Raw genomic sequence first — 25,433 nt, 5'->3', positions numbered from 1 at the left:
GCCCGGTCACAGCGCTCACTGCGCGGCGCGCATTTGCGCCGCCGGCTCCGCACTCACTGTGCGTTGCGAAACGAGTATGCCGATGGCCGCGAGGACGGCCGGCACGGCAAGCATCCCGAGCACGGCGCCGAATTGCCAGCCAAGTCCCAGCAGCGCGCCGCCGATGGCGGAGCCGAAAATGCTGCCGAAGCGGCCCATGCCCAGCATCCAGCTAACCCCCGTCGCACGCGCGACAGTCGGGTAGCGTCCTGGCGCGTAGGCGTTGAGGCCCGTTTGCGCGCCGCTCATGCAGAAGCCGGCCGCGAACACGAGCAGTGCGAGTGACGAGGACAACGCCCCCATCGCACCGAGCACCAGCACGCAGATTCCGCCGCCAACGTACGCGAGGCTGATGACGCGCGCGGGGCGCGCCTTGTCCATGACCCAGCCCACGAGCACCGCGCCGATCGTCCCGCCAATCTGGAACATGGCCGTCACGTTGGCCGCCACGGTCACGGAAAGGCCCGCGTCCTTGATCAGCGTGGGCAGCCAGCCGGTCAGCAGATAGATGACGAGCAGTCCCATGAAATACGTTACCCACAGGGCGATCGTCATCACCCCGTAGCCGTGCGAGAACAGCACGCCAATGGGCTTGCGGGTGGGCAGCGGCGGTTCGTTCGAAACGAAGGTCTCGTTGCCGTTGAAGCGCGCCCCCGTGACCCGGCCGAGAACCGCGCCAATGCGCACCGGCGAAGCGCCGCGCACGGCGAGAAGACGCGCCGACTCGGGCAGCAGCCAGATCTGCAGCGGCACGAGCGCAAGCGGCACGGCACCCCCGAAAATCAGCACGGCGCGCCAGCCGTGCGCCGGAATGAGCCAGCCGGCGGCAAACCCGATCAAGGCCGAGCCCAGATTGAAGCCCGTGAACATAATCGTGATGAGGAGTGCGCGCTTGCGTTGCGGCGAGTACTCCGAGAGCAGCGTCGTCGAATTGGGCATGGCCGCGCCCAGGCCGATGCCGCTCAGAATCCGCAGCAGGGCCATCGATGCCGGCGACTGCGTGAACGCAGTGAGGATCGTAAAGACACCGAACAAAAACACGGAAGCCACGAGCACCCATTTGCGGCCGATGCGGTCCGAAGCCGGACCCGCGGTCAGCGCGCCGATCACGAGGCCAATGGGCGCGGTGCTCATGACGAGCCCGAACGCCGGCCGCGAAATGGCCCACTCGTGAATGACGGAAGGCGCCACGAATCCCATGATGGCCACGTCCATCCCGTCCGCCGTCACGGCAAGAAAGCACAGCGCCACCAATAGCCACTGCCAGGCCGAAATGGGGCGTTCGTCGATGAACGCCTTGATATCAATCGTCTTGCTGGTCGACATCTGTTGTCTCCTCTCTCTTTGTAGTGAGATCCGCCACCGAAGCGGCATACGCTTTTCCAATCCCAACCGCTTCAGGCGCGCACAGGCGCCTCCATGCCGTGGCGCTGCCGGATCCCGTCGCCTTGCGGTGCGCCGACAAAGTCAAGGAAAGCCTGCACGGCCGCGCGCTGCGAAGTTGCGGCGGTGCACGCGGCGGCAAACACGGTCACGAGCTGGATGTCGTCCGGCAGCGCGCCGGCAATCTGCACACCCGGAACGTTGACGAGTTCGCTGAACTGCTGAAAACCCAGGTCCACCTCGCCGCGTGCGAGCAGCGAGGCCACCGGCACCCCCGGCGGCGCCTGCACGAGGCGATCGGCAACGGTCTTCGCCATGCCCCAGCGATCGAGCAGCGTCGCGAGATGCGCGCCGCTCGGTCCCGTCGAATAGCCGATGCGACGAGCCTCCCGCACTGCGCGGCGCACGGCGTCCTCGTCGTGCAGGGCGGGAAGTGGCACAACGGCCGGCGCGCCGGCCGGCACGGCGATCGCCACGCCCGAGCGCGCCACCTCGACCCGCGTGCCCAGGTCGACGTGCCTTTGCGTACCCAGACGCGCGAGCGCATCGTCGGCAAGCACCACGAAATCGAACGGCTCGCCTTCCGCTACGCGGCGCGCCGCTTCCACGCCGCCCACCGACTCGATGTACGGAGCCGTTGCCTCGTTTCCGGCGAATCGCGAGCGCCAGGCCTCGACGAAATCCGCCAGAACGAGACGCGTCGCCATCGACGAAATACCCATGAGCGAGGGCTGCCGTGCCATGATTGCCGCCCTCAGTCGATGTAGCGCAGGCCCAGCTTTTCGAGCGGCTCACGCATCTTGTACATGTCGAGGCCAAGCACGCCCGAGGCCAGCTTCGCGCGCTTCTCTTCCTCCAGCGCCTCGCGCGCGCTGGCCTTGTCCAGCGTATCCAGCGCCTTCGCGGCGGGCACGACCGCCACGCCGTCGCTATCGGCCACGATCACGTCGCCCGGGTGCACGAGCGCGCCCGCGCAGACCACCGGAATGTTCACCGAGCCGAGCGTCGCCTTGATCGTCCCTTTGGCCGAAATCGCCTTGCTCCACACCGGGAAGTCCATGTGCTGCAAGACGCTCACGTCGCGCACGCCGCCGTCGATGACGAGTGCCCGCGCGCCGCGCGCCTTGAAGCTCGTGGCGAGCAGATCACCGAAGTAGCCGTCGGTGCAATCCGCCGTGACGCCCGCCACCACCACGTCGCCGGGGCGGATCTGTTCGGCCGCCACGTGCAGCATCCAGTTGTCGCCGGGATGCAGCAGCACCGTGACCGCCGTGCCCCACGCGTGCGCGCCGGCGTAGATGGGCCGCATATACGGCTTCATGAGGCCCGTGCGGCCCATGGCTTCGTGCACGGTCGCGCTGCCGAGCGCGCCGAGCCCATCAGCGGCACGGCTGTCCGCGCGCGCGATGTTGCGATAAACGACTCCGAGTTCGTACATGGTCAGCGTCCTTGTGCCTTGAGCGCGGCATCAAGGCGCGGATACACGCGCCGCGCGTTGCCTTCGTAAATCTTGTAGCGCTGATCGGGATTCATTTCGGATGCCTCAATATAGCGCTTCGTATCGTCGAAATAGTGTCCCGTTTGCGGATCGATACCGCGCACGGCGCCTATCATTTCGCTCGCGAACAGGATGTTGTCGGCAGGAATCACTTTGGTCAGCAGATCGATGCCCGGCTGGTGATAGACGCAGGTATCGAAGAAGAGGTTGTTCAGCAGATGCGTTTCGAGCAGCGGCTTCTTCAGCTCCTGCGCAAGACCACGGAAACGACCCCAGTGGTACGGCACGGCGCCGCCGCCATGCGGGATCACGAACCTGAGCGTGGGAAAATCGCGGAACAGGTCCGACGTGAGGCATTGCATGAACGCCGTCGTGTCCGCGTTCAGGTAGTGCGCGCCCGTGGTGTGGAAACACGCGTTGCAGCTCGTGCTCACGTGCACCATCGCCGGGATGTCGTACTCCACCATCTTCTCGTAGAGCGGATACCAATAGCGGTCGGAGAGCGGCGGGCTCGTCCAGTGCCCACCCGACGGGTCGGGATTGAGGTTGAGCGCCACGTTGCCGTACTGCTCCACGCACTTCACGAGCTCGGGAATGCAGGTGGCGACGTCCACGCCGGGACTCTGCGGCAGCATCGCGGCCGGAATGAAATGCTGCGGAAACAACTGGCTCACGCGGTAGCACAGTTCGTTGCAGATCGCGGCCCAGGTGCTCGACACCTCGAAGTCGCCGATGTGATGCGCCATGAAGCTCGCGCGCGGGCTGAACACCGTGAGGTCGAGACCGCGCTCGCGCATGAGGCGCAACTGATTCTGCTCGATCGATTCGCGCAGCTCGTCGTCGCCGATCTTCAGTTCGGAAGCCCGGGGCATTTCGGCCGGATGGGTAATGCCCGCGACCTGGCGGTTCCGCCAGGCCTCCAGCGCCTTGGGCGCTGTCGTGTAGTGACCGTGGATATCGATAATCATGAACCATCCTTTGGCGTTCGCGCCGCCCTGGCGAGCGGTCGCGACAGATCGAACATGAAGATAGGGAGCCGGCCAGCGGTCCGGCTATACGGGGTTAACCAGAAATCAGGGCTGTCGCGGGGGCCGTCCGTGGCCTGGAACGGCACGCGCGATGCCTCCCGCGCAGGGCGCCGCGCCTTGCGGGACAAGGCTGGTCGCGGCTAGCGGCGAAAGCGTACGAACATGCCCGCGATCCACCCGCGCGCACGGTCTCCCATAAACAGAATCGATACCGCGTGAAAGAGTTCGCAATCGCCGCGTCGGCGGTATGGGCAAGCCTCGCTCAGGCAAAGCCGCGCAGCATCGCGATCTGCTCGCGCCAGCGCGCGAGCACCCTCTCCGGCTCGTGCAGGCGGAACGTCACGCCGCTTAGTACCTCTGCGTATTTCGCGCGATGCTCGTCGACTGCCTCGATCGCCACCCGGAACACGGTGAGATCGAGCGCCGTCTGATGCTCCGCCGCGACGCTCGCGCGGCCGCGTATCTCCAGCAGCGCGCCGTCGTGAGCGAGCGACAGCGTCAACCGCCCATCGCGCTGCAAATTCCGGGCCGTATTCGACTGCGGCCAGATCGCAACGAGCAGCTCGGCCGGCCCCACGGCCAGCATCTCGCCGACACTCAGTTGGGCCGCATGCGGCCAGCCATCGGGGCCGAGCGTCGAAAGACGAATCGCCTCGCCGAGGCTCGCTGCAAGATGGTCGCCGTCGAGCTTCTGCAACACCGGCTGCGGTAGTGCGGCCGTGCCAGGCGCCGCGTTGCGCACGGCCTCGCGTTCGTCCATCGGTTTCTCCTTGCCTCAAGCTGTCGACGTTCCATTAGACTCGACGCAGACACCTCGACGCAAGGCGAACCGAATCGCGCTCACCATTCGGCCACGACCTTGCCCAGTCGGCGTGCTGGCGGTAGTTGATGCCGTGGTCGGCCCCCAATGCGCGAGCGCGTTCGAGCTTGTCGTCGGACGAGGACGTGACGGTGACCTGCGCGCCCATCGCTTTCGCGATCTGCAACGCCATGATCGAAACGCCGCCCGTGCCGCGGGTCAACACGACATCGCCCGCCTTCAACTGAGCGTCGCCCACCAGCGCGCGCCAGGCGGTGAGTCCGGCAGTCGTGATCGTCGCCGCTTCCGCGTGGCTCCAGCCGCGCGGAGCGTGAGTAAAAGCACTGGCCGGCCGCACCGCGTACTGCGCGGCGTAGCCGTCGATACCATCGCCGGGTGTACCGGCGAAACTGCCCACGGCGTCGAACGCAGGCCCGGCCGGCCACTGCGGAAAAAAGCAGGACACCACACGATCGCCGGGCTGAAACTCCGTGACCCCGGCGCCCACGGCCTCAACCACGCCGGCGCCGTCGGCCATCGGCACGCGGCCGTCGGCGGCCGGGATGCTGCCGTTGGCGACCAGCAGGTCGTGGAAATTCAGCGAAGTGGCGTGCAGTGCGACGCGAATCTCACCTGCGCCGGGCTGCCCCGGGTCGGGCAGATCGCGAACTTCCAGGCGATCGAGACCGCCCGGCGCCTTGACGACGATGGCCTTCATGATTGATTCTCCTTCTCCTTGCGGGCCGCCGCGACGAGCCCGTCCAGCCAGTCCTGATGACCGTTGATCATCGGGTTCGGTTTGGTCTTGTGCAGTTCCTGCGCCGGCTTGCCCTTCTGGGTCTCCTGCGTGAGGATGCGCACGCGCCCGCCGTCGAGATCCTCCACGAGCCACGCGTGGTGCACGTCGAGACGCGCTTCGGCACCTTCCTCGCCCGCCCAGCCGTGCCAGGCCACGCGACCCGGCTGGCCGCCGGCCGGCGGAACGTATTCGTTGCACTGTGCCTCCACCGGGAATCCGAAGGTCTCGAAGTAAAAGCGTGCGCCATTTTCCAGCTCGAGGCCTTTACCATCGTAAAAGCGGACGTTCGCCGAATTCGCGTAGTAAGCAGGCCAGCTCGACGGCGCGCCCAGCAGCGGCCAGACGTCGGCCGCGCTCAGGCCCGCCACGATCACTTCGTTCGAAGCGTAGTTGTCGGTAAAGCCCGGCACATAGCCCTCGGGCCAGAGGATTGCGTTCATTTTCATTCGCCAGCTCCTTGATGGACACCGCTCATGATGGGCGTTATGCTGAAATAAATCTAATCGCGAATATCTATTTTTGTCATCATGAACAGTGATATCAGGACAATGGACCTGAATCTCCTCAAGGCGCTGGATGCCCTGCTCGACGAACGCAATGTCACACGCGCGGCGGCGCGGCTCTCGCTGACCCAGCCTGCCGTAAGCGGCATGCTTACGCGCCTGCGAGAGCGCTTCGGCGATCCGCTGTTCGTGCGCACCCAGCGCGGCATCGTGCCGACCGCTCGCGCGCTGGAACTGGCGGTCCCCGTCAAGCAGATCCTGAGCGAAATCGAGGGCTTGCTGCGGCCGGCCGCGTTCAATCCCGTCACTGCCAGCATGGTGCTGACCATCGCCGCCACCGACTACGCGCTGCGCGCCGTCGTCGCGCCTTTTCTTTCGGTGCTCCGACGCGAGGCGCCCGGCATTCGCGTTGCCGTGCTGCCCGTTCAGGACGCGCGACTGCACGCGCAACTGGAACGCGGCGAGATCGACCTGGCGCTGGTCACGCTGGAAAGTACCGCGGCGGATCTGCACGCGCGGCGCCTCTTCGAGGAACGCTACATCTGCATCATGCGTGCGGATCATCCCGGCGCCGCGAAAGGCCGGCTCACGCTGGACCGGTTCTGCGCGCTGGACCATGCTTTGGTGTCCTACACAGGTGGCAGCTTCGAAGGGGTAACCGACGAAGCGTTGGCCCGGCTCGGGCGCGCGCGGCGCGTTACCCTTTCGGTGACGAGCTTTCTTGTATTGCCCGAGATCCTGCGCCAGAGCGACCTGATCGCCGTGGTGCCTGGCCGGCTGACCTCGCATGCCGATGGCCTCGTGCAGTTCGAGCCGCCGCTCGACATACCGGGATTCACGAAATATGCGGTGTGGCATGAGCGTAGGCATCACGACGCGGGGCATCGCTGGGTGCGGGAACTGCTTTTCAGGACCTGTGTGGATTTGCCTGACGAGCGGGCATCGGGCGCTGCCAGGCGACGGCGTAAGGCAACAGGGACCAAGCCTGAAAGAAGGTGATGCGCTTTCCGGTTGCCCCTCTCCGACGCTACCCTTTGAAGAGGGTTAGCACGCGGGTATCTGTACTGGCGAAGTCGTCGACATTTCGCGTTACCACCGTCAGGTCATGAGTCACAGCAGCCGCGACGACGAGATGGCTGATGCGCCGCAGCAGAACCCCGCGCGCGGCTGCTTCACTTCGCGCGGCAACCATTCCGTGACCGTGTAATGACCATGACGGCGATTTTGCTCGGCATGAAGCGTTAGCGGGTAGCCGCTCCTCTCCGTCTGCCCTCTGCCCATCGGCGCCGCAGGCCTTCCTCAAAAAATTCTGACGCATCACCGGCGTTTCACCTGCGACTGCAAAGCGGTCAGAGGTTTCGCGGCTTCTCCGGGCGTGAATGCCGTCAAATTCACAAGACCAAAATCCGTATTTACCCTTTATGCGAAAAACAAGGGGAAACCGGGCACGACACTGGTTAACCCCGCCCCATTGCCATTTTTGTCAAGATCTTTCGCATGCAAAGGGCCAGATTTATTGACTACAATTTTTTTGCCAGCCGATAACTCGATGCATCATCATCTTCCTGACTTGACCGCCCCATACGCCAGCCCTGCAAAGACCGCACTCCAAAGAAAGTCCAACCGTTCGTTTTTAAAACCGCCTCCAATGTCGATCTAAAACAACATGTAAAACGTTAAAATAGAAAAATACATTTAACATGCCTTTGACTTTCTACATATTTATGTTACCTTGCGCCTCCTAAAGAGGGAGTCAACCGCACCGCGCACCGGGCTACGCCTCGTCGGAATTCAATAATCCCACCGACCGATTTACGCGCGCTGAAGTGTTCTCCGCCGACTAAATTCTTACCGGGTGTGGAAAGTTGGCAAGTCTTGTACATAAGATCGCGCTGCGCGCGCGACTCGCGGGCCGGTTGCCGGGTATTTTTGAGATAAAACGCATTCTGGTTGCGTGCCTCGCCGCCAGCGCGTGTTCTCATGCGGCCTGGGGGTCGCCTCCCGCCGCCGCGACGACGGCAGCGGCAACGGCAGCCAGCTCGGCCATTTCGACGCTCCCTCTCTCCACCAGCACGGCGACGGCCTCGGCACGCCACGTCAATCTCGCCACGTTCGACGGCGACGATCCGCCGATGGATAGGCTGCAGGCATTCGACGCCGTGGTACTCGATCCGGCGCGCAGCTTCGATCCTGCCTCACGCCCCCTCGCTCATACGATCTACCTGGCGCGCACGACCGCGCAGCCCGGCGAGCGCGCCGACGCCTTCGTCGAACAGGAAATCGCGCCGCTCTGGCAGCGCGGCTTCCGCGGCTTCGTGCTCGATACGCCTGTGGCCATCGCCGCGCTCGACGCGATTCGCGCGGCCCACCCGGATGCCGCCATCGTGCTCGGCGGCGCCGACGCGCTGAACGCGGCGCGCGCCCACGCCAAAGACGTCTACGCCGTGCTCGCCGGCCCGTTCTTCACCGAGCCCCTTGCTGCTGGCGCGACGGCGGACGCCACGCCGGCCGCCAGCCCGGCAGGTGCGCTCGAAGCGGCCAAGGCGCTCACGCGCGAGACCGGCGTGCCGGTCGTCACGCTCGAATACTGCGACGCCACCGACCGGGCATGCGCGCGCCACACCGCCCAGCAGGCGCTGGCCGCCGGGCTCGACGCCTACGTGACGGATCCGGATCAGGACGTAGTCGGGATCGGCCGCATCGAGGTAATGCCGCGCAAGGTGCTGGTCGTGCAGGACCGCGAGACCGGAGACCAGCTCGACCTGACACCGGGCGTACGCGTGCTCGCCACGCCGCTCAATTACCTGGGCTACGACGTCCAGTACGCGGACATCTCGGGCCCGCTGCCGGCGAACGTGACGCCCGACCGCTACGCCGGCGTCGTCGTGTGGATCGAGCACGGCGACGTTGCCGATCAGATGTCCTGGCGCCGCTGGATCCGGCGCGTGACCGCCGCGCACGTGCCAATCGCTTTTCTCGGCCAGTTCGGATTTAGCGCCGGCGATTCGAGCGAGCTCCCGGGCCTTGCCTCCGTAAGCGGCCAGTTAACGGGGCCGCTGTCCATCGTCACCCAGGACCCCATGGTCGGCTTCGAGACGATGCCGAAGCCGGACCCGCGCGACCTGCCATCCGTGCGCGTCGCGGGCTCGGGCCGCTCGCTCCTCGGTATCGATGCGAACGGCACACGCGTAGATGCTGTCGGCGTAATGCCGTGGGGCGGCTTCGCATTGAATCAGTACACCGAAGTATCCCTGAGCGGCATCGACCAGGAGCGCTGGGTGATCCAGCCCATCAGCTTCCTGAAGGCGACCCTGCGCCTTGCCGCGCTGCCGGGACCGAGCACCACCACGCAAAACGGGCGACGCCTCTTCATGACGCACGTGGACGGCGACGGCTTCGCCTCGCGCGCCGAGTTCCCCGGTCCCGACTACTCGGGCGAAGCGCTCTACGAGCGTATCTGGACGCGCTACCCCGTGCCGACCCTGCTCTCGGTCATCGAGGGCGAGGTCGGTCCGGACGGCCTGTATCCGGCGATTTCGCCGCGCCTCGAAGCCATCGCGCGCAAGATGTTCGCGCTGCCCTACGTGGAGATCGGCACGCACACCTACTCGCACCCGTTCATCTGGGAAGAGGTGAACGGCAAGGACGGCTCGCGCACCGATCGCGGCGGCTCGGACTCCGCGTTCTCGCTGAACATTCCCGGCTACCACTTCAATCTGGACCGGGAGATCTTCGGTTCGATCAAGTACATCAACACGCGTCTCGCGCCGCCGGGCAAGAAGGTGCTCGTCCTGCAATGGTCGGGCGACTGCATGCCGCCCGCCGTCGCGGTGAAGCGCACCTACGATGCCGGCGTCTACAACTTCAACGGCGGCGACACCGTCATCACGCGCGGCAACAACAGTTGGACGAACATCGCGCCCATCGGCATCGACAAGGGGCCCGGCGCTTACCAGGTCCTCGCGCCGAACCAGGATGAAAACGTCTACACGAACGACTGGCAAGGCCCGTTCTACGGCTTCGATCAGGTGCTGCAGACCTTCGAGATGACCGACAAGCCGCTGCGCTTCAAGCCGATCGACATCTACTACCACATGTACAGCGGCACCAAGCTCGCGTCGCTGCGCTCGCTCGACACGATCATGAGCACTGTGCTCGCGCAACCGGTGCTGCCCGTGCAGGTGACCGACTACGAGCGCATCGTGCTCGACTGGCATCACTTCGCGGTCGCCCGCGACGGCGACGGCTGGCTCGTGCGCGGCAACGGCAGCGTGAGCGAACTGCACTGGAACGGCAACGAGGTCCCGCGCCTCGCCGACGCCTCCGGCGTGACGGGCTACTCGTCGGGCCCCGACGGCACCTACATTCATTTCGACGGCGGCAGCGCGCGCTTCACGCTCGCACAGCCCGACCCGAACGGCACGCTGCCCTACCTCGCCGAAGCCAACGGCTTCGTGCGCGATTTCGAGCGCACCGCGCGCGGCCTGCGCTTCGAATTCGGCAGCTACTACCAGCCGTTCATCGACGTGGCGCACGCCGGACAATGCCGCGCGAGCAGCGGTGGCCGCGCGCTCACCACGCAGCGCCAGGGCGACACGCTGCACATCGTCGTGCCGGCCGTGCCGGGCGTCGAAGTGACCTACCAGCCGGTCGAGGTGAACTGTGGCCAGTGACCGGCCCCGCATTGCCTCGCCGCTGGCGCTCGCCGCGACGACGCTCGCGCTCGTGGCCGCCTTGAGCGGCGTCTACGGCGCGGCACACCTGCGCTCGCGCGTGGTCGAAGATACGACGCCGAACGAACTGAACACCGCCTACCTCGAAGCGTGGCTGCGCAGCGAGCCCGCGGACCCGGTCTATCTGAAAGCGCTGGGCGAGCAATACCTCGGGCTCGGCCGGCTCGACGACGCAGAGGTAATCGCCGCGCGGCTCGCCGCGCTCGGCACGCCCGAACAGCGCCGCGCGGCCGACTCCCTGCAACTGCGCTGCGAGCTGATCAAGACCTTCGCAGCCAGGCCCGGCTCGCCGGAGCGCGCAACGCACACGGCCAGGACCCAGGCGCTGCTCGGCGCGATGGTCGCCGAAACGCAGGACGCCAGCCAGTTGCAATGGCTCTCGAAACAGGCTCTCGCCGTGAACGCGCCGGGCATCGCCGCGCGCTACAACGAGCGGCTCATCGCCGTGGACCCCGAGCGCCGCCAGCACTGGCAGCGCGAGGCCGCAAGCCTGTATCTGGCGACGGGCGACTATCGCGCGGCAGCAGCGGGCTACTTCGCCGCGCAGGCCATGGCCACGACGCGCGACGACACCCGGCGCAACTTCATCGCCGCCGTGCGCGCGCTGCAGGCCGGCAATCTGCTCGACGACGCGCTCGCGCAGGGCGGCGCGCATCTGGGCGTTCTCTCCGGGGACCGCGCGACGCTCGAAGTCATGCTCGAACTGGCGCGGGCCGCGAATCGCCCCGAACTCGTCCAGCGCTACGCGCGCGCGCTCATGCCGTTCGTCACGCAGCGCACGCCCGAGGCCGGCGCGATACGGCTCGCCGCAGCACATGTCGCCACCAACGTGCCCGCAGACCGTGCGCCGCAGCACGCGAAGTGGTTGCGGCTACCCGGCATCGAGCGCTTCGAGCGCGTGCGTGCGAAGCGCGCCGCGGTCGCCCCATTCGGCTCATTCGGCCCGCTCGTCGAAACCGGTGTTGCGTCGGCGCGGCCTGTGCGGCTCCTGCGCGTCGCTGCGTCGGTACCCGCCGCAGCGAGCCCCGCCGGCACAACCCGCACCCAGTCCGCGGACGACAAGCTCGCGCTCACGCTCTATCAATCCTTTCTCGAAGCGAACGATCTTTCGAACGCCGAAACGATCGCGGCCAAACAGGCGCAGCGCCCGGGCGCCGCACCCGAGTGGCGCAAGCGTCTCGCGCAAGTGCAGGAATGGCACAACGAGCCGATGGCCGCGCTGCAGTCGTGGCTCGCCTACGCGAAAGCGACCGACGACCCCGAAGCCTGGCGCAACGTCCAGCGCATCGCGCCGATGCTCGACGACGACGACGCCTACGTGCAGTCGCTCGTGCACGCGTCGGACGCCGCGCCCGACAACCTCAAGCTCGTCGACGACGTGATGGCCGCCTACGAACGACTCGGCCGCCCCAACGACGGCCTCGCGTTCCTGAAGGCACGCGCGACCGGCGCGCGCACGGAGGAAATGCTGCGCCGCTACGCGTGGCTTTCGCAACGCAACGGCAACTACGATCAGGCGCTCGCGACCTACCAGAAGCTGGCGCTGGCCTCGCCACGCAACACCGAATACGCCGAGCGCTGCGCGAATCTGCTCTATCAGCGCGGCAGCTACGCGGAGGCGCTCGCCGCCCTCAAGCGCGCCGAGCCCTATGCGAGCGATACCGACACGCTCTACTGGCGCACCTACGGCCAGCTCGCGCGCCTGCTGCAGGACGACGCGGACACCGACCGCGCCTACCGGCATCTGCTGACGAACCCCGGCACCGAGCCGGAGGACCTCGTCACGATGACCTTCTTCTACGAGCCTTATCCGATCGACGCCGCGCGCACCGCCACGCGCCAGTTCCGCAAGACGGGCGAGGTCCAGCCGCTGCGCGACGCGATCAACTATTACCTCGCCGCGCACGCCCTCGACGAGACCGGCGCGCTGCTGGCCTCGCTCACGCCGGAGCAGCTCGCCAACGCCGAGCGCGACGGGGGCTTCCTCGCCGCGCGCGCCGAGTACGAGCGTCAGATCGGCCGCCTCGATGCCGCGCTCGCCGACCTGCGCCGGGCCGTCGCGATGCCGGGAACGAACGCCGATACGATCGCCGCGTATCTGTGGATGGTGGTCGACGCGGGCACCGAGGACGAGCTACGCGCGGCGCTCAACCGCTGGCGCGACCGCTCGCTCGACGACGAAATGCTGTGGGGACCGTACGCCGCCGGCGAAATGCAACTGAACCGCCCGGAGGCCGCCCTCGCCTATCTGCGCCGGCAGGCCGTCACGAGCGGCAACGATCCCCTGTGGCTGCTCACCTATGCCGACGCGCAGGAAATGGCCGGGCACACGGCGCTCGCGTGGTCGATGCGGCGGCGCGTCTGGATCGCGCTGCTGCACGAGACTTCGGGGAACGCGGGCAAGCCTGGCGCCAGGCCCGGCACGAAGCCCCTCGCCATGCCCGCACGCAACGAATGGGAAGCGAAGGAGCAACTGCAGGGGCGCCGCGCGATGCTGGCGCAGATGCTGGAGAACGGTGACACCGCCGCCCATCTTCTCGCCGCGCTGACCGCCTCCGACACCCGCGCGCCCGACGATGCATCGGGGCACAGCCTGCTCGGCAACGCGCCCGGCGTGGATGCGCTGCCCGCGCCGCAGGAGCGCGACGCGCAGTACCGCAAGCTCCGCCGCTCGGTCGCGCGCGACGTCGCCGTTGCGTGGGCGCTCTCGCTCGAGCGCAACGACGTGGCCAAACGCTGGCTCTCGCGCCGCTACGCGACCGATCTCTCCAGCCAGCGCAACGAGCAGCTCACGATCGCGCTGGCCGAGGAAGACGCCCAGCAGATCACGCAGATTCTCGACTCGCGCAGCACCGCGCCGACGCTCTACAGCCGCATCGACGCCGAGAATTTCGTCGACCGCCAGGGCGCCGCGCAAGCGCATGCGTTCGCGGGCCTCGACGGCGCGCCGTACGACGACCAGTTGCACGAACGCCTCGTCGAAACGTCGCTGTTCTGGGACCAGTCGATCGGCACCTCGATCGAAAACTATATCGAGCACCCGCTCGACTACGTGCAGCAGACCATCACGGCCAGCCTCAAGCTCACGGATCACTACCTGATCGGCCTGCTCGGCATCCAGCGCTGGCAGCGCACCGCCGACACGACGCAGCTCGTCAACGTCGATCCCGTGGACCGCCAGGCGTCGTTCTTCCTGCGCCGCCAGACCAACGATTCGACCGTGAACGCCAGCTTCGGGCGGCGCGACGGGATGGATTCGTTCTACACGTTCCGCCTCGACGGGTCGACGGGCAACGGCTCGCCCGTCACGCTGTCGGGCTCGATCGCGCGCAACGCGGACGCGGACGAAACGCAGACGCTCTTTGTCGGCGGCATGAAGGATCTCGTAACGGGCAATCTTCTGTGGCAGATCGACCCGCGCTGGTCGTTCAACGCGAGCCTCGAAGCCGACCGCTTCTACAGCCAGGCGCGCAATCTCATCGGCACGGGTGGCGTTCAGCAGGCGGAAGTGGACTACAAGATCCGCACCGAGTACCCGGACTACACGCTGCGCTTCGTGGCTGCGCACGGCGGCTACAACAACAGCGGCCAGCCGGACGCCCTGCTTGCGCGGCTCGTGCCGGCCGACGAGAGCCCGATCACCGCCGCGACCTTCATGCCGAACAGCTACACGCAGTTCGGCGCGTACGTGGGCTTCGGCAACGATCTCGCCGAACGCTACACGCACGCCTGGCGGCCCTATCTCGACCTCGGCATCGTGCACGACACGGTCCAGGGCTGGGGCCTGAACGCCGACGTCGGCATTGCGGGATCGGTATTTGGCGGCGACCATGCAGCGATTTACTTCGAGCACGAGCATCTCGCGCAAAACGGCTCGCAGCTCACGATGATCGGCGCACGCTATCGCTGGCTGTATTGACTTCACGACGCAAGACGGTGCGCCTCGGGGCGTGCCGATCCCGACACTCAACGAACCGGAAAGGAAGAGCAGACATGAATGCAATCGAGCGCATCCGCAGAAGCTGGGGGCTGATGCTGGCCGCCGCCGGCATGCTGGCCCTGAGCGCCTGCGCCAGCGTCGATTCGACGCCGGCGCCGGCGCTCGCGGCATCGAACGGCGTGGCCGTGCTGCCGCTCGCGAACTTCACCGAAACGCCCGACGCGGGACGCTCCGCCCAGGCCGTAGCGGCGAATACGCTGCGCACGCTCGGCTACGCGAGCGTGGCGACGATGGCAAGCGCCGACAACGGCGCGAGCTTCGACGCCTCCACGCAGCCGAACCTCGAACAGGGCCTCGACTGGGCCCGCGGCCAGCACGCGAAATACGTGCTGACCGGCGCGGTGGAGGAGTGGCGCTACAAGGTGGGCGTGGACGGCGAACCCGTCGTCACGCTCTCGTTCGAGCTGCGCGAGCTGCCCTCGGGCCGCGTGGTCTGGAGCGCGACGGGCTCGCGCACGGGCTGGAGCCGCTCGGGCCTCGGCAGCACGGCACAAAGCCTGGTCGGCAAGCTGCTCGCGCCGCTGGCCGCACACGGCTGAACACGCCTCAAGCGAGATCGCGATGGAAATCCAGACCAATAGCGGCCGCGATCCGGCCTCGCGCGAAGGCAGCGGCCGGCGGCACGTCTACGAGCGGCCCCACAGCGACCCCGGCTGGCTGCGCAATGTGCTCGCGCCGGTCATGCGCTCGCGCTTCGCGTGGGCCGAGACCGCGCTCATCACGATCGTGGCGCTCGCGCTCGCCTGGTTCTTCGACCGCGCCGATCCGCTCCTGCTGAAAAGCGGCTTTCCCTGGCTGTGGCTCGTGCCGACCCTCATCGCGCTGCGCTACGGCGTGATTGCCGGTCTCGGCTCGGGCGTGCTGCTGGCACTGGTCTGGACACTCGCCTACCCCACGGGCACGCCGTGGCCCACGCCGTTCTTCGTGGGCGGCGGGGTGCTCGTGATCCTCGCGGGCCACTTCGCCGACACCTGGAACGTGCGCGCCGACCGCGCCAATTCGGTCAACGACTACCTCAACGAACGCCTCACGGCACTCACCGACAACCACTACCTGCTGCGGCTCTCGCACGAGCGGCTGGAGCGCGACCTGCTCACGCGCCCGACCACGCTGCGCGACTCGATCAACGAGCTCCGCCAGCTTTCGGCCGGCAATGCCGCCGACGCCGCCGATGCGGCAACCCGGCTGCCGGGCACGGCGCGGCTTATCGAATTCGTTGCGCGGGCCTGCCAGATCGAGGTAGCGGCGCTCTATGCGGTCAACACCGGCAAGCTCGCGGCCGAGCCGCTCGCGACGGTGGGCGAGCCCTTCGAACTCGACGCCGCCGATCCACTCGTCACGCTCGCCCTCGCAAGCGGCCAGCTCGCGCACCTGAAATCGGCGGACATACTCGGCGTCGGCAGCCAATACATCGCCTGCGCGCCGCTGATCTCGGCCAGCGGCGAAACACGCGCGCTGCTGGTGGTCCAGCGCATGCCGTTTCTCTCGCTCAACCACGACAACCTGCAACTGCTGTTCGTCCTGCTCGGCTACTACGGCGACGGCCTCGAATATGCTCGCGCGACGCACGATCTCATGGACGCCGTGCCCGGCTGCCCGAGCGATTTCGGTCTCGAATACGGCCGCCTCGTGCAGTTGCACCAGAGGAGCGGTATCGAGTCGTCCGTGGTGGCCCTGTCGTTCCCGCGCGACGAAGAGCACGACTCGCTGTTCGAGCACGTGCTGCGCCGCGGGCGTTCGGCGGACCTCGCCTGGCCGCTGCAGACCTCGAAGCGCTCGGTGCTCGTGAACCTGATGCCGCTTGCCGATGCCACCGGCGTCGCGGGTTATCTCGCCCGCATCGAGACGAACCTGCGCAACCAGTTCGACACCGACTTCGATCGCGCGCGCATCGGCGTGCACACGCTGCACGTGACGGGCGCCTCGGGCAAGACCAATCTCGCGGAACTGCTGCAGCGGGTAACGAACCATGAGTGACGCGGCCGCGATCCTCCTCGCCCTGCCGTTTGCCGCGCTGCTGCAAGGCGCGGCGCTGTGGAGCGCGTTTCATCCGTTCGCGGGCCTCGAACCGCTGGCGTGCTTTCTCGTGCTGCAGGCCCTGGCAGCGGCGGCCGAAGCGATCCTGTTCCGCCGCTTGATGCCCGCCGAGCAGCAGGAGCCGCGCCGCGCCGCCCTCGCCCATCTCTGGGCGCTGTGTTTCTTCGCGCCCTGCGTGGGCGGCCTGCTCGAAGTGCTCGCGAGCCGCGTCGGCACCCGGCTCGCCATCGCGCGCGCATTGCGCGAGATCGACGTGGTGGGACGGCCCGAGTTCGTCTCCCATCTCGTCTCGCGCGTCTCGCACGCCGCCGGCGCGCGCGTGCAGGCGCGCCTTGCAAACCGCCACGCGGCCACGGGCGACCGCCTCGCCGCGCTCGTTTCGATCCAGCAACTGCCGACGCGAACCACGGGCACGCTGCTGCGCGATCTGCTCGCCGACCCCGTCGACGACTTGCGCCTCCTCGCCTACGGCATGCTCGACCAGGCCGAAAACGAAATCGTGAACCAGATTTTCGCGTGCCGCGACGCGCTCACGCGCGCCGGCACCGAAGCGGAACAGCAGGCGCTGCACCGCCAGCTCGCCGAACTGCATTTCGAGCTCGTCTACCAGCGGCTCGCGCAGGGCGACGTCTATCACCATGCGATCGCCGAGGCCGAAATGCATGCGCGCAAGGCGCAAGCGCTCGCGCAAGGCGACCGCGACGCCGCGCTCTGCCTGCTGCTCGCGCGCCTCGCGCTAGCCCGCGACCGGGCCGACGAAGCCACGCCGCTGCTCGAACGTGCGCGCGAACTCAGCTTCCCGCGCGAGCGCCTCCTGCCCTGGCTCGCCGAGGCGGCCTTCCGGCAACGCCGCGACGCCGAAGCCGCCGCGATCGTCGGCGAACTCGCGCGGCACGCCGGCACGCCGGCGCTCAAACCCGTGATCGATTACTGGACACGATGAACACAACGCTCACTCGCCGCGCCGAAGAAGCCGACGTCTGCCTGCTGCTGGAAGGCACCTTCCCCTATGTGCGCGGCGGCGTATCGAGCTGGGTCAACGAGATGATCCGCGCCTACCCGCAGCGGCAGTTCGCCATCGTTTTCATCGGCGGGCGCAGGGAGGACTACACGAAGGCCGCCTATGCGCTGCCCGACAATGTCGTGCACTTCGAGGACCACTATCTCTACGAAGCGTCGTTTGCCGACGCGATGCCGCATCATCGCGCCGTACCCGGCGACCACGAAGCCTTTGCCCGCTCCGCCGCCTTCCACGAGATGCTGCGCGGCCGCGACCGCCAGCCGGAAATCGGCTCGATGATGGTCGAACTGATCGGGATGCTCGGGGAAGGCGGAAGTCTTTCGGCCGAGCAGTTCCTGTACAGCCGCGAAGCCTGGGAGTACATCGAGCAGCAATACCGCGAGCGCTGCACGGACCCCTCGTTCACGGACTACTTCTGGACCGTGCGCAACATGCACCAGCCGCTCTGGCAGCTCGCCCGCGTGGCCGAGCGCACCGTGCGGGCGCGCATCTACCACACGGTATCGACGGGCTATGCCGGTTATCTGGGCGCGCTGCTGCACCATCGCACGGGCCGCCCGCTCATCGTGAGCGAGCACGGCATCTACACGAAGGAGCGCAAGATCGACCTGCTGCAAAGCCGCTGGATACGCGACAACCGCGGCGTGTTCGAACGCGACGTCTCGGACGTGAGCTACTTCCGCGACCTGTGGCTGCGCTTTTTCGAAGCGCTCGGGCGCCTCGCCTACGACGCTGCCGACGAGATCGTCGCGCTCTACGAAGGCAACCGCCAGCGCCAGATTGTCGACGGCGCGCGCGCCGAGCTCACGCGCACGATCCCTAACGGCATCGACGTGGAAACGCTGATGCCGCTCGCCGCGCGGCGTCCCGCGCGAGCGCGCCGCGTGGTCGCGCTGATCGGCCGCGTGGTGCCGATCAAGGACATCAAGACCTTCATCCGCGCGATCTTCATTGCCGCCCGCACGATGCCCGACATCGAAGGCTGGATCATCGGCCCCGAGGACGAAGATCCAGCATACGTACGCGAATGCCGCGCGCTGGCGGAAAGCCTCGGCCTGCAGCGCAACCTGAAGTTCCTCGGCTTCCAGCGCATGGACGAGATGCTGCCCCAGGTCGACCTGGTCGCGCTGAGTTCGATCAGCGAGGCCCTGCCGCTCGTGGTGCTGGAAGGATTCGCCGCCGGCGTGCCCGCGATCACGACCGACGTGGGCGCGTGCCGCGAGCTCATCGAAGGCGGCCAGCCCGAAGACCGCGAGCTCGGCGTGGCCGGCGCGGTCGTGCAGATCGCCAATCCGGCGGCGTTCGCGAGCGAGGCCATCGCGCTGCTGAACGACGAGCCGCGCTGGCTCGCCGCGCAACGCGCCGCCACGCAGCGCGCGCAGCGCTACTACCGGCGCAGCCAGATGATCGAGCGTTATGAGGCGATCTACGCCCGCGCGAACGCGCAGCCGGACCGCCCACGCGACGGCGCCGCGCCCGGTGCGGCCGGCCCCGCGGGCGGCTGCCCGGTTCACGGAAAAGCGCGCGGCGGCGCCCTCGCCGCGCTGCGCGCGGCCTTCAACCGGAGTCGCTGATGGCCGGCATTGGATTCGAACTGCGCAAACTGATGCGCCGCGACACGCTGACGGGGGTTGCGCGCGCCTACTTCTACGCCGGCCTCATCAGCTCGGGCCCGATGATCCTCTCGTGCTTCGGCATCCTGATCATCGGCATGCTGAGCTTCGCTATCGTGATACCGAGCGTGCTCATCACGGAGTTTCAGGTATCGGTGACCTATATGATCGCCTGCAGCCTGATCGTCACGGGCCCGCTGCAGCTCTCCTTCACACGCTTCGTCTCGGACCGGCTCTACGAGCGCCGCGACGACCTCGTGCTGCCGAACTACCGCGCGGTCCAGCTCGCCTGCACGGCAATGTCCGGCGTGCTCGGCACCCTCGCGATGAGCTTCGGCTTCGGCCAGACGCCGCTCGCCTACCGGCTGCTGATGATCGGCGGCTTCGTGATCGTGAGCAACATCTGGATCGCCGTGATCTTTCTTTCGAGCGTCAAGCAGTACCGGCAAATCCTGGTGTCGTTCGCCATCGGCTACACCGCGGTGGTCGGGCTCGCACTCGGGCTCAATCGCCATGGGCTCGAAGGTCTGCTTGGCGGCTTCGTCGCCGGTCATGCCATTCTTTTCCTGTGCCTTTCGACGATCGTGCACCGGCAATACCCGGGTTCGCGCTACATCGCATTCGAGATGTTCGACCGCCGCTACGTCTATCCGAGCCTGGCCTGCGTCGGGATCATGTTCAATCTCGGCGTCTGGATCGACAAGTTCATCTTCTGGTTCTCGGACGTCACCGGCACGCGCGTGATCGGCTGGTTCCATGCCTCGGTCATCTACGACATTCCCGTGTTTCTCGCCTACGTGTGCGTGATGCCGGCCATGGCCGCCTTCCTCGTGCGCATCGAGGCCGATTTCGCCGGCTACTACGACGCGTTCTACGACGCCGTGCGCACGGGCGCGACCCTGCAGCGCATCAACGCGATGCGCGACATGATGGTGCGCAGCGTCCGCACCGGTCTCGCGGAAATCGTCAAGGTCCAGATCGTCGTGGTCTTGCTGATGCTGGCGTTCGGCGCCGCGCTGCTGGGCGTCCTGCGCATCTCGTCGCTGTACCTGCCGCTGCTGCTCGTCGACGTCATCGCCGCCAGCTTGCAGGTGCTGTTCCTCGGCCTGCTCAACGTGATGTTCTATCTGGACACGCGCCGCGACGGCCTGAGGCTCACCGGCCTCTTCGTCGCGCTCAATGCGCTCTTCACCGCACTCTCGATCCGTCTCGGACCGGCCGCGTACGGCTACGGTTTCGCGCTGGCCCTTCTGATCGCGACGATCGTCGCGGTCCGCACGCTCGACGCCAAGTTCGCCGCGCTCGAATACGAAACCTACATGCTGCAATGAAAACCGGTGACACGAACTCGCTGCGCAGCCGCGCAGCCGCGCTCGCCTGCGCGGCACTCCTCGCCGCTTGCGGTGGCGGCGGCGGCGCCTCGGGATCGGCCGCGTCGCCGGCCAGCGGCGCGTCGAGCCCGCAACCGGCCGTTGCCATCAACGGCTCGACGAACGTGACGATTGCCGCCTCGCGCAATCTGAACCCGCAAGGGGCTTGGGTGGTGTACTACGGTTCGGGATCCCAGGCAGACCTCGCGCGCATGGCATCGACGTTCAAGCTCATCGTCGTGGATGCGGATCCGGCCAACGGCAGCCCGGCCGTCACGCCCGCGCAGATCGCCACGCTCAGGAGCAACGGCGCCACCGTCCTGAGCTACCTGAACTTCGGCGCATGCGAAACATGGCGGACCTACTGGAGCAGCGCGCCGGCGGGCTTCCTCTCGTGCTCGGCGAACACGGCCGCGCAGCTCGGCAAGATGGCGGGCTACAGCGAATACTGGATGAACCCCGCCAACAGCGACTATCAGCACCTGATCGCCGACTACGTCGCGCCGCAACTGATGGCGACCGGCGTGGACGGCCTGATGCTCGATAACTTCGAGATCGTCGGCCACGGCGCCGGCGCGACCGACGGACCCTGCGACGCGACTTGCGCGCAAGGCGGCCTCGACCTCGTCGCGCGGCTGCGCAACGATTTTCCCGACGCGCCGATCGTGCTCAACCATGCGCCCGTCACGGCGCTGAGCGGCACAAGCGGTGGCATCGCGTTCCCGATGCTCGTGGACGGCGACTTCGGCGAGCAGGTCTTCGCACCGGCAGTGGACACCGGCCAGGTGCAGGAGCTGCAAACCTGGCGCAGCGTCGAAGCCGGCTTGCCGCGCAGCGCGTTCTTCACGGGCTCGCTCGACTACATGACGGACTGCACGCAAACGAGCGCCGCGCAAAGCGACTGGAACGCGAGTCTCGCGGCCGGATTGAACCCGTCGGTGGCGACCTCGGCGCTCAACACGGTATGCTGGTGGCCCTTTCTTCCTTCCTGATGCGCGGAACCCTCCATGCATAAGACCTCCGGGCGCACGGCGCCGCAAGCCCGCTCGCGACGCTCCCCGGGCTTCCTCACGCGTGGCGCGCGCCTGCTCGCAGCCGCCCTGTGCGCCTTGTGCGCGGCGCCCGCGACCCGCGCGGCGGACACGAACGCTCCCGCGCCGAGCGTGGCGCTCTACTACGGCACGACGCCGCCCACCGAACTGCTCGCCCGCTACGACATTGCCGTGCTCGAGCCGGACAGCGGCTTTCTCCCGCGCGATCATGCGCTGCCGTGCACGCAGTGGTTCGCGTATGCGAGCGTCGGCGAGATCACGGCCCAACGGCCGTACTATGCGGCGCTGCCGAAAGACTGGCTGCTGGGCCATAACGAGAGCTGGGGGTCGCGCGTGGTCGATCAAAGCCGTGCCGGCTGGCCGGCCTTCTTCGTGCGCCACGTCATCGATCCATTATGGGCGCGCGGCTATCGCGGCTTCTTTCTCGACACACTGGACTCGTATCAGCTCGTGACCGCCACGGACGCCGAACGCGCGCGCCAGCGCGACGGCATCGTGCGCGTGATCCGCGCCATCAAGGCAAGCCACCCGGCCGCGCAACTGATCCTGAATCGCGGTTTCGAACTGCTGCCGCAGATACACGGCGAGGTGACCGCCGTTGCGTTCGAATCGCTCTATAGCGGCTGGAACCAGGCACAATCGCGCTACGTTCCCGTGCCCGAGGCAGATAGAAACTGGCTGCTGGGCATGGCGCAAACCGTGCGGACGCAATACGGCCTGCCCGTCATCTCGATCGACTATTGCGCGCCGGGCGACGCCGAATGCGCGCGGCAGACCGCTGCGAACATTGCCGCCCACGACATCGTGCCCTTCGTCACGGACGGCGCGCTGCAAACGCTGCCGGAGGCGACGCTTCCGCCGCCGCGCGAGGCCAGCGCCTGCACACGTGCCGCCCAGTGAAAAGGAACCCGGCGATCCGATTAGCGATGCGGCGGCCTACTTCGCCGGCGTTTGCTTCGCCTTCTTGCCAGACGCGTTGAGCGCCGCCGCGGCCAGTATCAGCGTCTTGAACGCCTGCGCGTCGACCTCTTCGCCCTCGCGAATATCGATCGCGCGTCTGACGTTGCCGTCGAGACTGGAGTTGAAGAGCCCGGCCGGATCCGGCAACGCTGCGCCCCTGGCAAAAGTCAGCTTCACGACCGCCTTGTACGACTCGCCGGTGCAGAGAATCCCGCCGTGCGACCAGACGGGCGTGCCGCGCCACTTCCACTCTTCCACGACGTCCGGGACGGCCTCCTTGATGAGCCGGCGCATTCTGCCCAGCGTGGCGCCGCGCCAGTCGCCAAGCTCGGCGATCCGCTCGTCGATCCATTGCGACGCCGCCTGGCTCCCCCCGGAATTCGTCTGCTTCATGTAGTTCTCCCGACTGATGGGTCTGCGCCGCGCCTAGAGACCAAACTGCTGACCAAACTGCTGCGTGTACTCCGTGTTCAGGCGCGGCCAGTCGAACTTCATCGCCTCCGCACCCACGATGCGCCCGATCGGCTCGCCGGCAACGAAGCGCTCCAGCACGTCGAAACAGATCTGCCAGCCCGCCGCGCCCATGGCGATGAAATTCCGGTCGATGTTATGCCAGAGGGTGAGCCGCGTGCCGTCGCCGAGCGGCTCGAGCTCCCAGCGCATGTCATTGTCGCCCCAGCGGTACTGCAAGAGCCGCGGCGCTTCGGCGCGCGTCACCTGGGTCTCCGAAACGTGCGGCGTGGGCATGCCCACCGTCGACAGCGTAACCGGACCGACGGCGGCCAGACTCCGGCTGGCATCGAACGGCGCCCATTCGCGCAGGCTGACCGGGTCGGTCAGCGCCTGCCAGACTTTCTCCGGTGCGTGGCGCAGTTCGCGAACCACCACCAGGGTCCACTTCTCCCCATCCTTTCTGACTTCGGCGCCGGCCGCCGGGCCCGGCCTGTACGCATCACGGTTGCTCATCGTTTCTTCCTCCTCGTGCGGGGTGCGGGATCCAGTTGGTCGAGATGGCGTTCGAGCGCGTCGACGTGCGCCTCCCAATACTGGCGGAACTGGGCAAGCCAGGTATCGATCTCCATCAGCGGTTCCGGCTTGATCCGGTACAGCCGCCGCTGCGCGTCGACACGCGACTCTACGAATCCGGCCTCGCGCAGCACGCGCAGATGCTTCGAAACCGAGGGCTGCGGGAGATTCAAGGCGTCCTCGATATCCCCAACCGAGCACTCGGCGCCTGCAAGCAGGCTCAGGATGGCGCGGCGGCTAGGCTCGGCGATGATGGCAAAAGCAGATTCCATAATGAGTATATACCTCGTAAGGAATATTCATGTCAAGCCGAACGGCAAGCCACATGCCGCTCCGGCTACTGCAGATAGCGGACGACGAGCCGCGTGGCCTCGTCGACGAGTGCGTCGAACGCCTCGTCGGGCAAGCTGTCGGGATGGTGAATGACCGCCGTGTGCGTTAGTGCTTCAATGGAAGTCACGCAGACGAACGACGCGAGTTCCAGATCGACGGCGCGAAATTCGGCGCGATGCGTTTCCAGATAAGACCTGAACAAGGCGTAGGTCTCGCCGCTCAGGACCTCCGTGTTTTCGGTCCTCTGTGTGCGCGGCAGTTGTTCAGCCAGCACGCGATGCAGCGCGGGATCGACGCGGTGCGCCTCGATCGCCGCCGCAACGAGCGCACGCACGGCCTGCTCCATCGGCAGTGCCGCGGCCTGGGCGAGCGCGCCGCGCACGACCTGCATGAGGTCTTGCCGGTGGCGCTCCACCACGGCGGCAATGAGCGCCTCCTTGCCGGGGAAGTACTGGTAGAGCGAGCCCACGCTCACGCCCGCCCGTTCGGCAATACGGTTGGTGCTGATCTTGTCGAAGCCGTCCCTCACCAGAATGCGAGCAGTTGCTTCGACCAGCGCGTCGACCGTTGCGCGCGATCGCTCCTGGGAAGCGTGTTTCCTCGGTTTCGTGAGCGGTTTTCGCGCCATGCCCTGCGCTCCCAATGCGAGTAGGTAAGACGAGCCGTTGCTCGTATTATGCATCTGGCAATGCGAATCTCAACGGAACACCCTGTCTGGAGCCACTCCATGTCCTGTCAGCCTTATTCCCAGCTTATCGCCATCAAGCAATGGGCCGATCGTGGCCTCTACGATACCCTCAGCCAGAACTTCGACCGGCTTGGCAGCGACGATGCCTCGATCATGCTACGCATTCTCGACCATATCCATGTAGTAGACCGAATCTTCCAGCACCACCTGCAAGGGCAACCGCATGCGTATCGGGCACCGCGGTCGGAAGCCATGCCCAGGCTCGAAGCCCTGGCGGACAGCGCACGCGAGGTCGACGACTGGTACGCGCACTACGTGGACGGCCTCGCGGAGCACGCGTTCGAAGAGCCCATCGAGTTCGTCTTTACGAGCGGCAAGCCGGCGCGCCTGCGCCGGGGCGAGATCATCCTGCATGTATGCCTGCACGGCACCTACCACCGGGGCAATGCCGGAGCGCTGCTCCAGTTGAGAGGCCTCACCCCGAACCGCGACTCGATCACCGAGTTCCTCGAAGACATGCGATGAAGGCGGCTGGCCCGGAGTGGTCCGTA

21 protein-coding genes and 1 pseudogene are annotated in these 25,433 nt (G+C 66.9%); 11 read left to right on the top strand and 11 right to left on the bottom strand.

Annotation, left to right across the window (positions count from 1 at the left end; all coding sequences use genetic code 11):
- Nucleotides 1-15: 15 nt before the first annotated feature.
- From V8683_RS24690 to V8683_RS24660, 7 genes and pseudogenes are all read right to left on the bottom strand, one after another.
- Entirely contained in the window at nt 16-1,365 is a 1,350-nt protein-coding gene (locus tag V8683_RS24690) for an MFS transporter (protein ID WP_411193139.1), read from the bottom strand.
- Nucleotides 1,366-1,436: 71 nt separating this feature from the next.
- Nucleotides 1,437-2,165 carry a substrate-binding domain-containing protein gene (locus tag V8683_RS24685; protein WP_411193140.1) on the bottom strand — a complete coding sequence of 243 codons (729 nt, stop codon included), beginning with the start codon at nt 2,163-2,165 and terminating at the stop codon, nt 1,437-1,439.
- A gap of 11 nt (nt 2,166-2,176) precedes the next feature.
- Nucleotides 2,177-2,860: a 4-carboxy-4-hydroxy-2-oxoadipate aldolase/oxaloacetate decarboxylase gene (ligK, locus tag V8683_RS24680; protein WP_411193141.1), complete on the bottom strand. Its 684-nt coding sequence runs from the start codon at nt 2,858-2,860 to the stop codon at nt 2,177-2,179.
- Nucleotides 2,861-2,862: 2 nt separating this feature from the next.
- The gene (locus V8683_RS24675) at nt 2,863-3,888 is read right to left on the bottom strand and encodes an amidohydrolase family protein (RefSeq protein ID WP_411193142.1); all 1,026 of its coding nucleotides are present in this window, start codon (nt 3,886-3,888) and stop codon (nt 2,863-2,865) included.
- Between the two features lie 322 nt (nt 3,889-4,210).
- Nucleotides 4,211-4,708: a pyridoxamine 5'-phosphate oxidase family protein gene (locus tag V8683_RS24670; protein WP_411193143.1), complete on the bottom strand. Its 498-nt coding sequence runs from the start codon at nt 4,706-4,708 to the stop codon at nt 4,211-4,213.
- A gap of 100 nt (nt 4,709-4,808) precedes the next feature.
- Nucleotides 4,809-5,465: pseudogene (locus V8683_RS24665) on the bottom strand (zinc-dependent alcohol dehydrogenase family protein); the annotation flags it as partial.
- A complete protein-coding gene (locus tag V8683_RS24660) occupies nt 5,462-5,992 on the bottom strand; it encodes an SRPBCC family protein (protein ID WP_411193144.1) in 531 nt (176 codons plus the stop codon). The pseudogene V8683_RS24665 and the gene V8683_RS24660, both read right to left, overlap by 4 nt.
- 81 nt (nt 5,993-6,073) lie before the next feature.
- Here V8683_RS24660 and V8683_RS24655 point away from each other — a divergent pair, with 81 nt between their 5' ends.
- From V8683_RS24655 to V8683_RS24610, 10 genes are all read left to right on the top strand, one after another.
- A complete protein-coding gene (locus tag V8683_RS24655) occupies nt 6,074-7,048 on the top strand; it encodes a LysR family transcriptional regulator (protein WP_411193145.1) in 975 nt (324 codons plus the stop codon).
- A gap of 866 nt (nt 7,049-7,914) precedes the next feature.
- Entirely contained in the window at nt 7,915-10,722 is a 2,808-nt protein-coding gene (locus V8683_RS24650) for a polysaccharide deacetylase family protein (RefSeq protein WP_411193146.1), read from the top strand.
- The gene (locus tag V8683_RS24645) at nt 10,712-14,701 is read left to right on the top strand and encodes a tetratricopeptide repeat protein (protein WP_411193147.1); all 3,990 of its coding nucleotides are present in this window, start codon (nt 10,712-10,714) and stop codon (nt 14,699-14,701) included. The genes V8683_RS24650 and V8683_RS24645 overlap by 11 nt, the downstream gene beginning before the upstream one ends.
- Before the next feature lie 74 nt (nt 14,702-14,775).
- Nucleotides 14,776-15,321, top strand: a complete 546-nt coding sequence (locus tag V8683_RS24640; RefSeq protein WP_411193148.1) for a penicillin-binding protein activator LpoB — start codon at nt 14,776-14,778, stop codon at nt 15,319-15,321.
- 22 nt (nt 15,322-15,343) lie between these two features.
- On the top strand, nt 15,344-16,759 hold the full coding sequence (locus tag V8683_RS24635) for a PelD GGDEF domain-containing protein (protein WP_411193149.1): 1,416 nt from the start codon (nt 15,344-15,346) through the stop codon (nt 16,757-16,759).
- On the top strand, nt 16,752-17,762 hold the full coding sequence (locus V8683_RS24630; RefSeq protein ID WP_411193150.1) for a hypothetical protein: 1,011 nt from the start codon (nt 16,752-16,754) through the stop codon (nt 17,760-17,762). The genes V8683_RS24635 and V8683_RS24630 overlap by 8 nt, the downstream gene beginning before the upstream one ends.
- Nucleotides 17,759-19,414: a GT4 family glycosyltransferase PelF gene (gene pelF, locus V8683_RS24625; protein WP_411193151.1), complete on the top strand. Its 1,656-nt coding sequence runs from the start codon at nt 17,759-17,761 to the stop codon at nt 19,412-19,414. The genes V8683_RS24630 and pelF overlap by 4 nt, the downstream gene beginning before the upstream one ends.
- Nucleotides 19,414-20,784, top strand: coding sequence for an exopolysaccharide Pel transporter PelG (pelG, locus tag V8683_RS24620; protein WP_411193152.1), 1,371 nt, complete (start codon nt 19,414-19,416; stop codon nt 20,782-20,784). The genes pelF and pelG overlap by 1 nt, the downstream gene beginning before the upstream one ends.
- Nucleotides 20,781-21,815 carry an endo alpha-1,4 polygalactosaminidase gene (locus V8683_RS24615; protein WP_411193153.1) on the top strand — a complete coding sequence of 345 codons (1,035 nt, stop codon included), beginning with the start codon at nt 20,781-20,783 and terminating at the stop codon, nt 21,813-21,815. Before pelG ends, V8683_RS24615 begins: the two co-directional genes overlap by 4 nt.
- A gap of 15 nt (nt 21,816-21,830) precedes the next feature.
- Complete coding sequence (locus V8683_RS24610; RefSeq protein ID WP_411193154.1) at nt 21,831-22,775, top strand: endo alpha-1,4 polygalactosaminidase; 945 nt, start codon at nt 21,831-21,833, stop codon at nt 22,773-22,775.
- Nucleotides 22,776-22,811: 36 nt separating this feature from the next.
- Here V8683_RS24610 and V8683_RS24605 read toward each other — a convergent pair whose 3' ends face one another.
- From V8683_RS24605 to V8683_RS24590, 4 genes are all read right to left on the bottom strand, one after another.
- Nucleotides 22,812-23,228: a DUF1801 domain-containing protein gene (locus V8683_RS24605; protein ID WP_411193155.1), complete on the bottom strand. Its 417-nt coding sequence runs from the start codon at nt 23,226-23,228 to the stop codon at nt 22,812-22,814.
- Between the two features lie 33 nt (nt 23,229-23,261).
- Nucleotides 23,262-23,801 carry an SRPBCC family protein gene (locus tag V8683_RS24600; RefSeq protein ID WP_411193156.1) on the bottom strand — a complete coding sequence of 180 codons (540 nt, stop codon included), beginning with the start codon at nt 23,799-23,801 and terminating at the stop codon, nt 23,262-23,264.
- A complete protein-coding gene (locus V8683_RS24595) occupies nt 23,798-24,133 on the bottom strand; it encodes an ArsR/SmtB family transcription factor (RefSeq protein WP_411193157.1) in 336 nt (111 codons plus the stop codon). Before V8683_RS24595 ends, V8683_RS24600 begins: the two co-directional genes overlap by 4 nt.
- Before the next feature lie 65 nt (nt 24,134-24,198).
- On the bottom strand, nt 24,199-24,822 hold the full coding sequence (locus V8683_RS24590; protein ID WP_411193158.1) for a TetR/AcrR family transcriptional regulator: 624 nt from the start codon (nt 24,820-24,822) through the stop codon (nt 24,199-24,201).
- Nucleotides 24,823-24,921: 99 nt separating this feature from the next.
- On the opposite strand from V8683_RS24590, the gene V8683_RS24585 reads away from it, so the two are divergent.
- Nucleotides 24,922-25,407, top strand: a complete 486-nt coding sequence (locus tag V8683_RS24585) for a DinB family protein (RefSeq protein WP_411193159.1) — start codon at nt 24,922-24,924, stop codon at nt 25,405-25,407.
- Nucleotides 25,408-25,433 lie beyond the last annotated feature (26 nt).

This window comes from Paraburkholderia sp. AV2 (assembly GCF_054968425.1).
The sequence above is the reverse complement of the archived record's forward strand: the minus strand, read 5'-3'. Positions and strand labels throughout refer to the sequence as shown.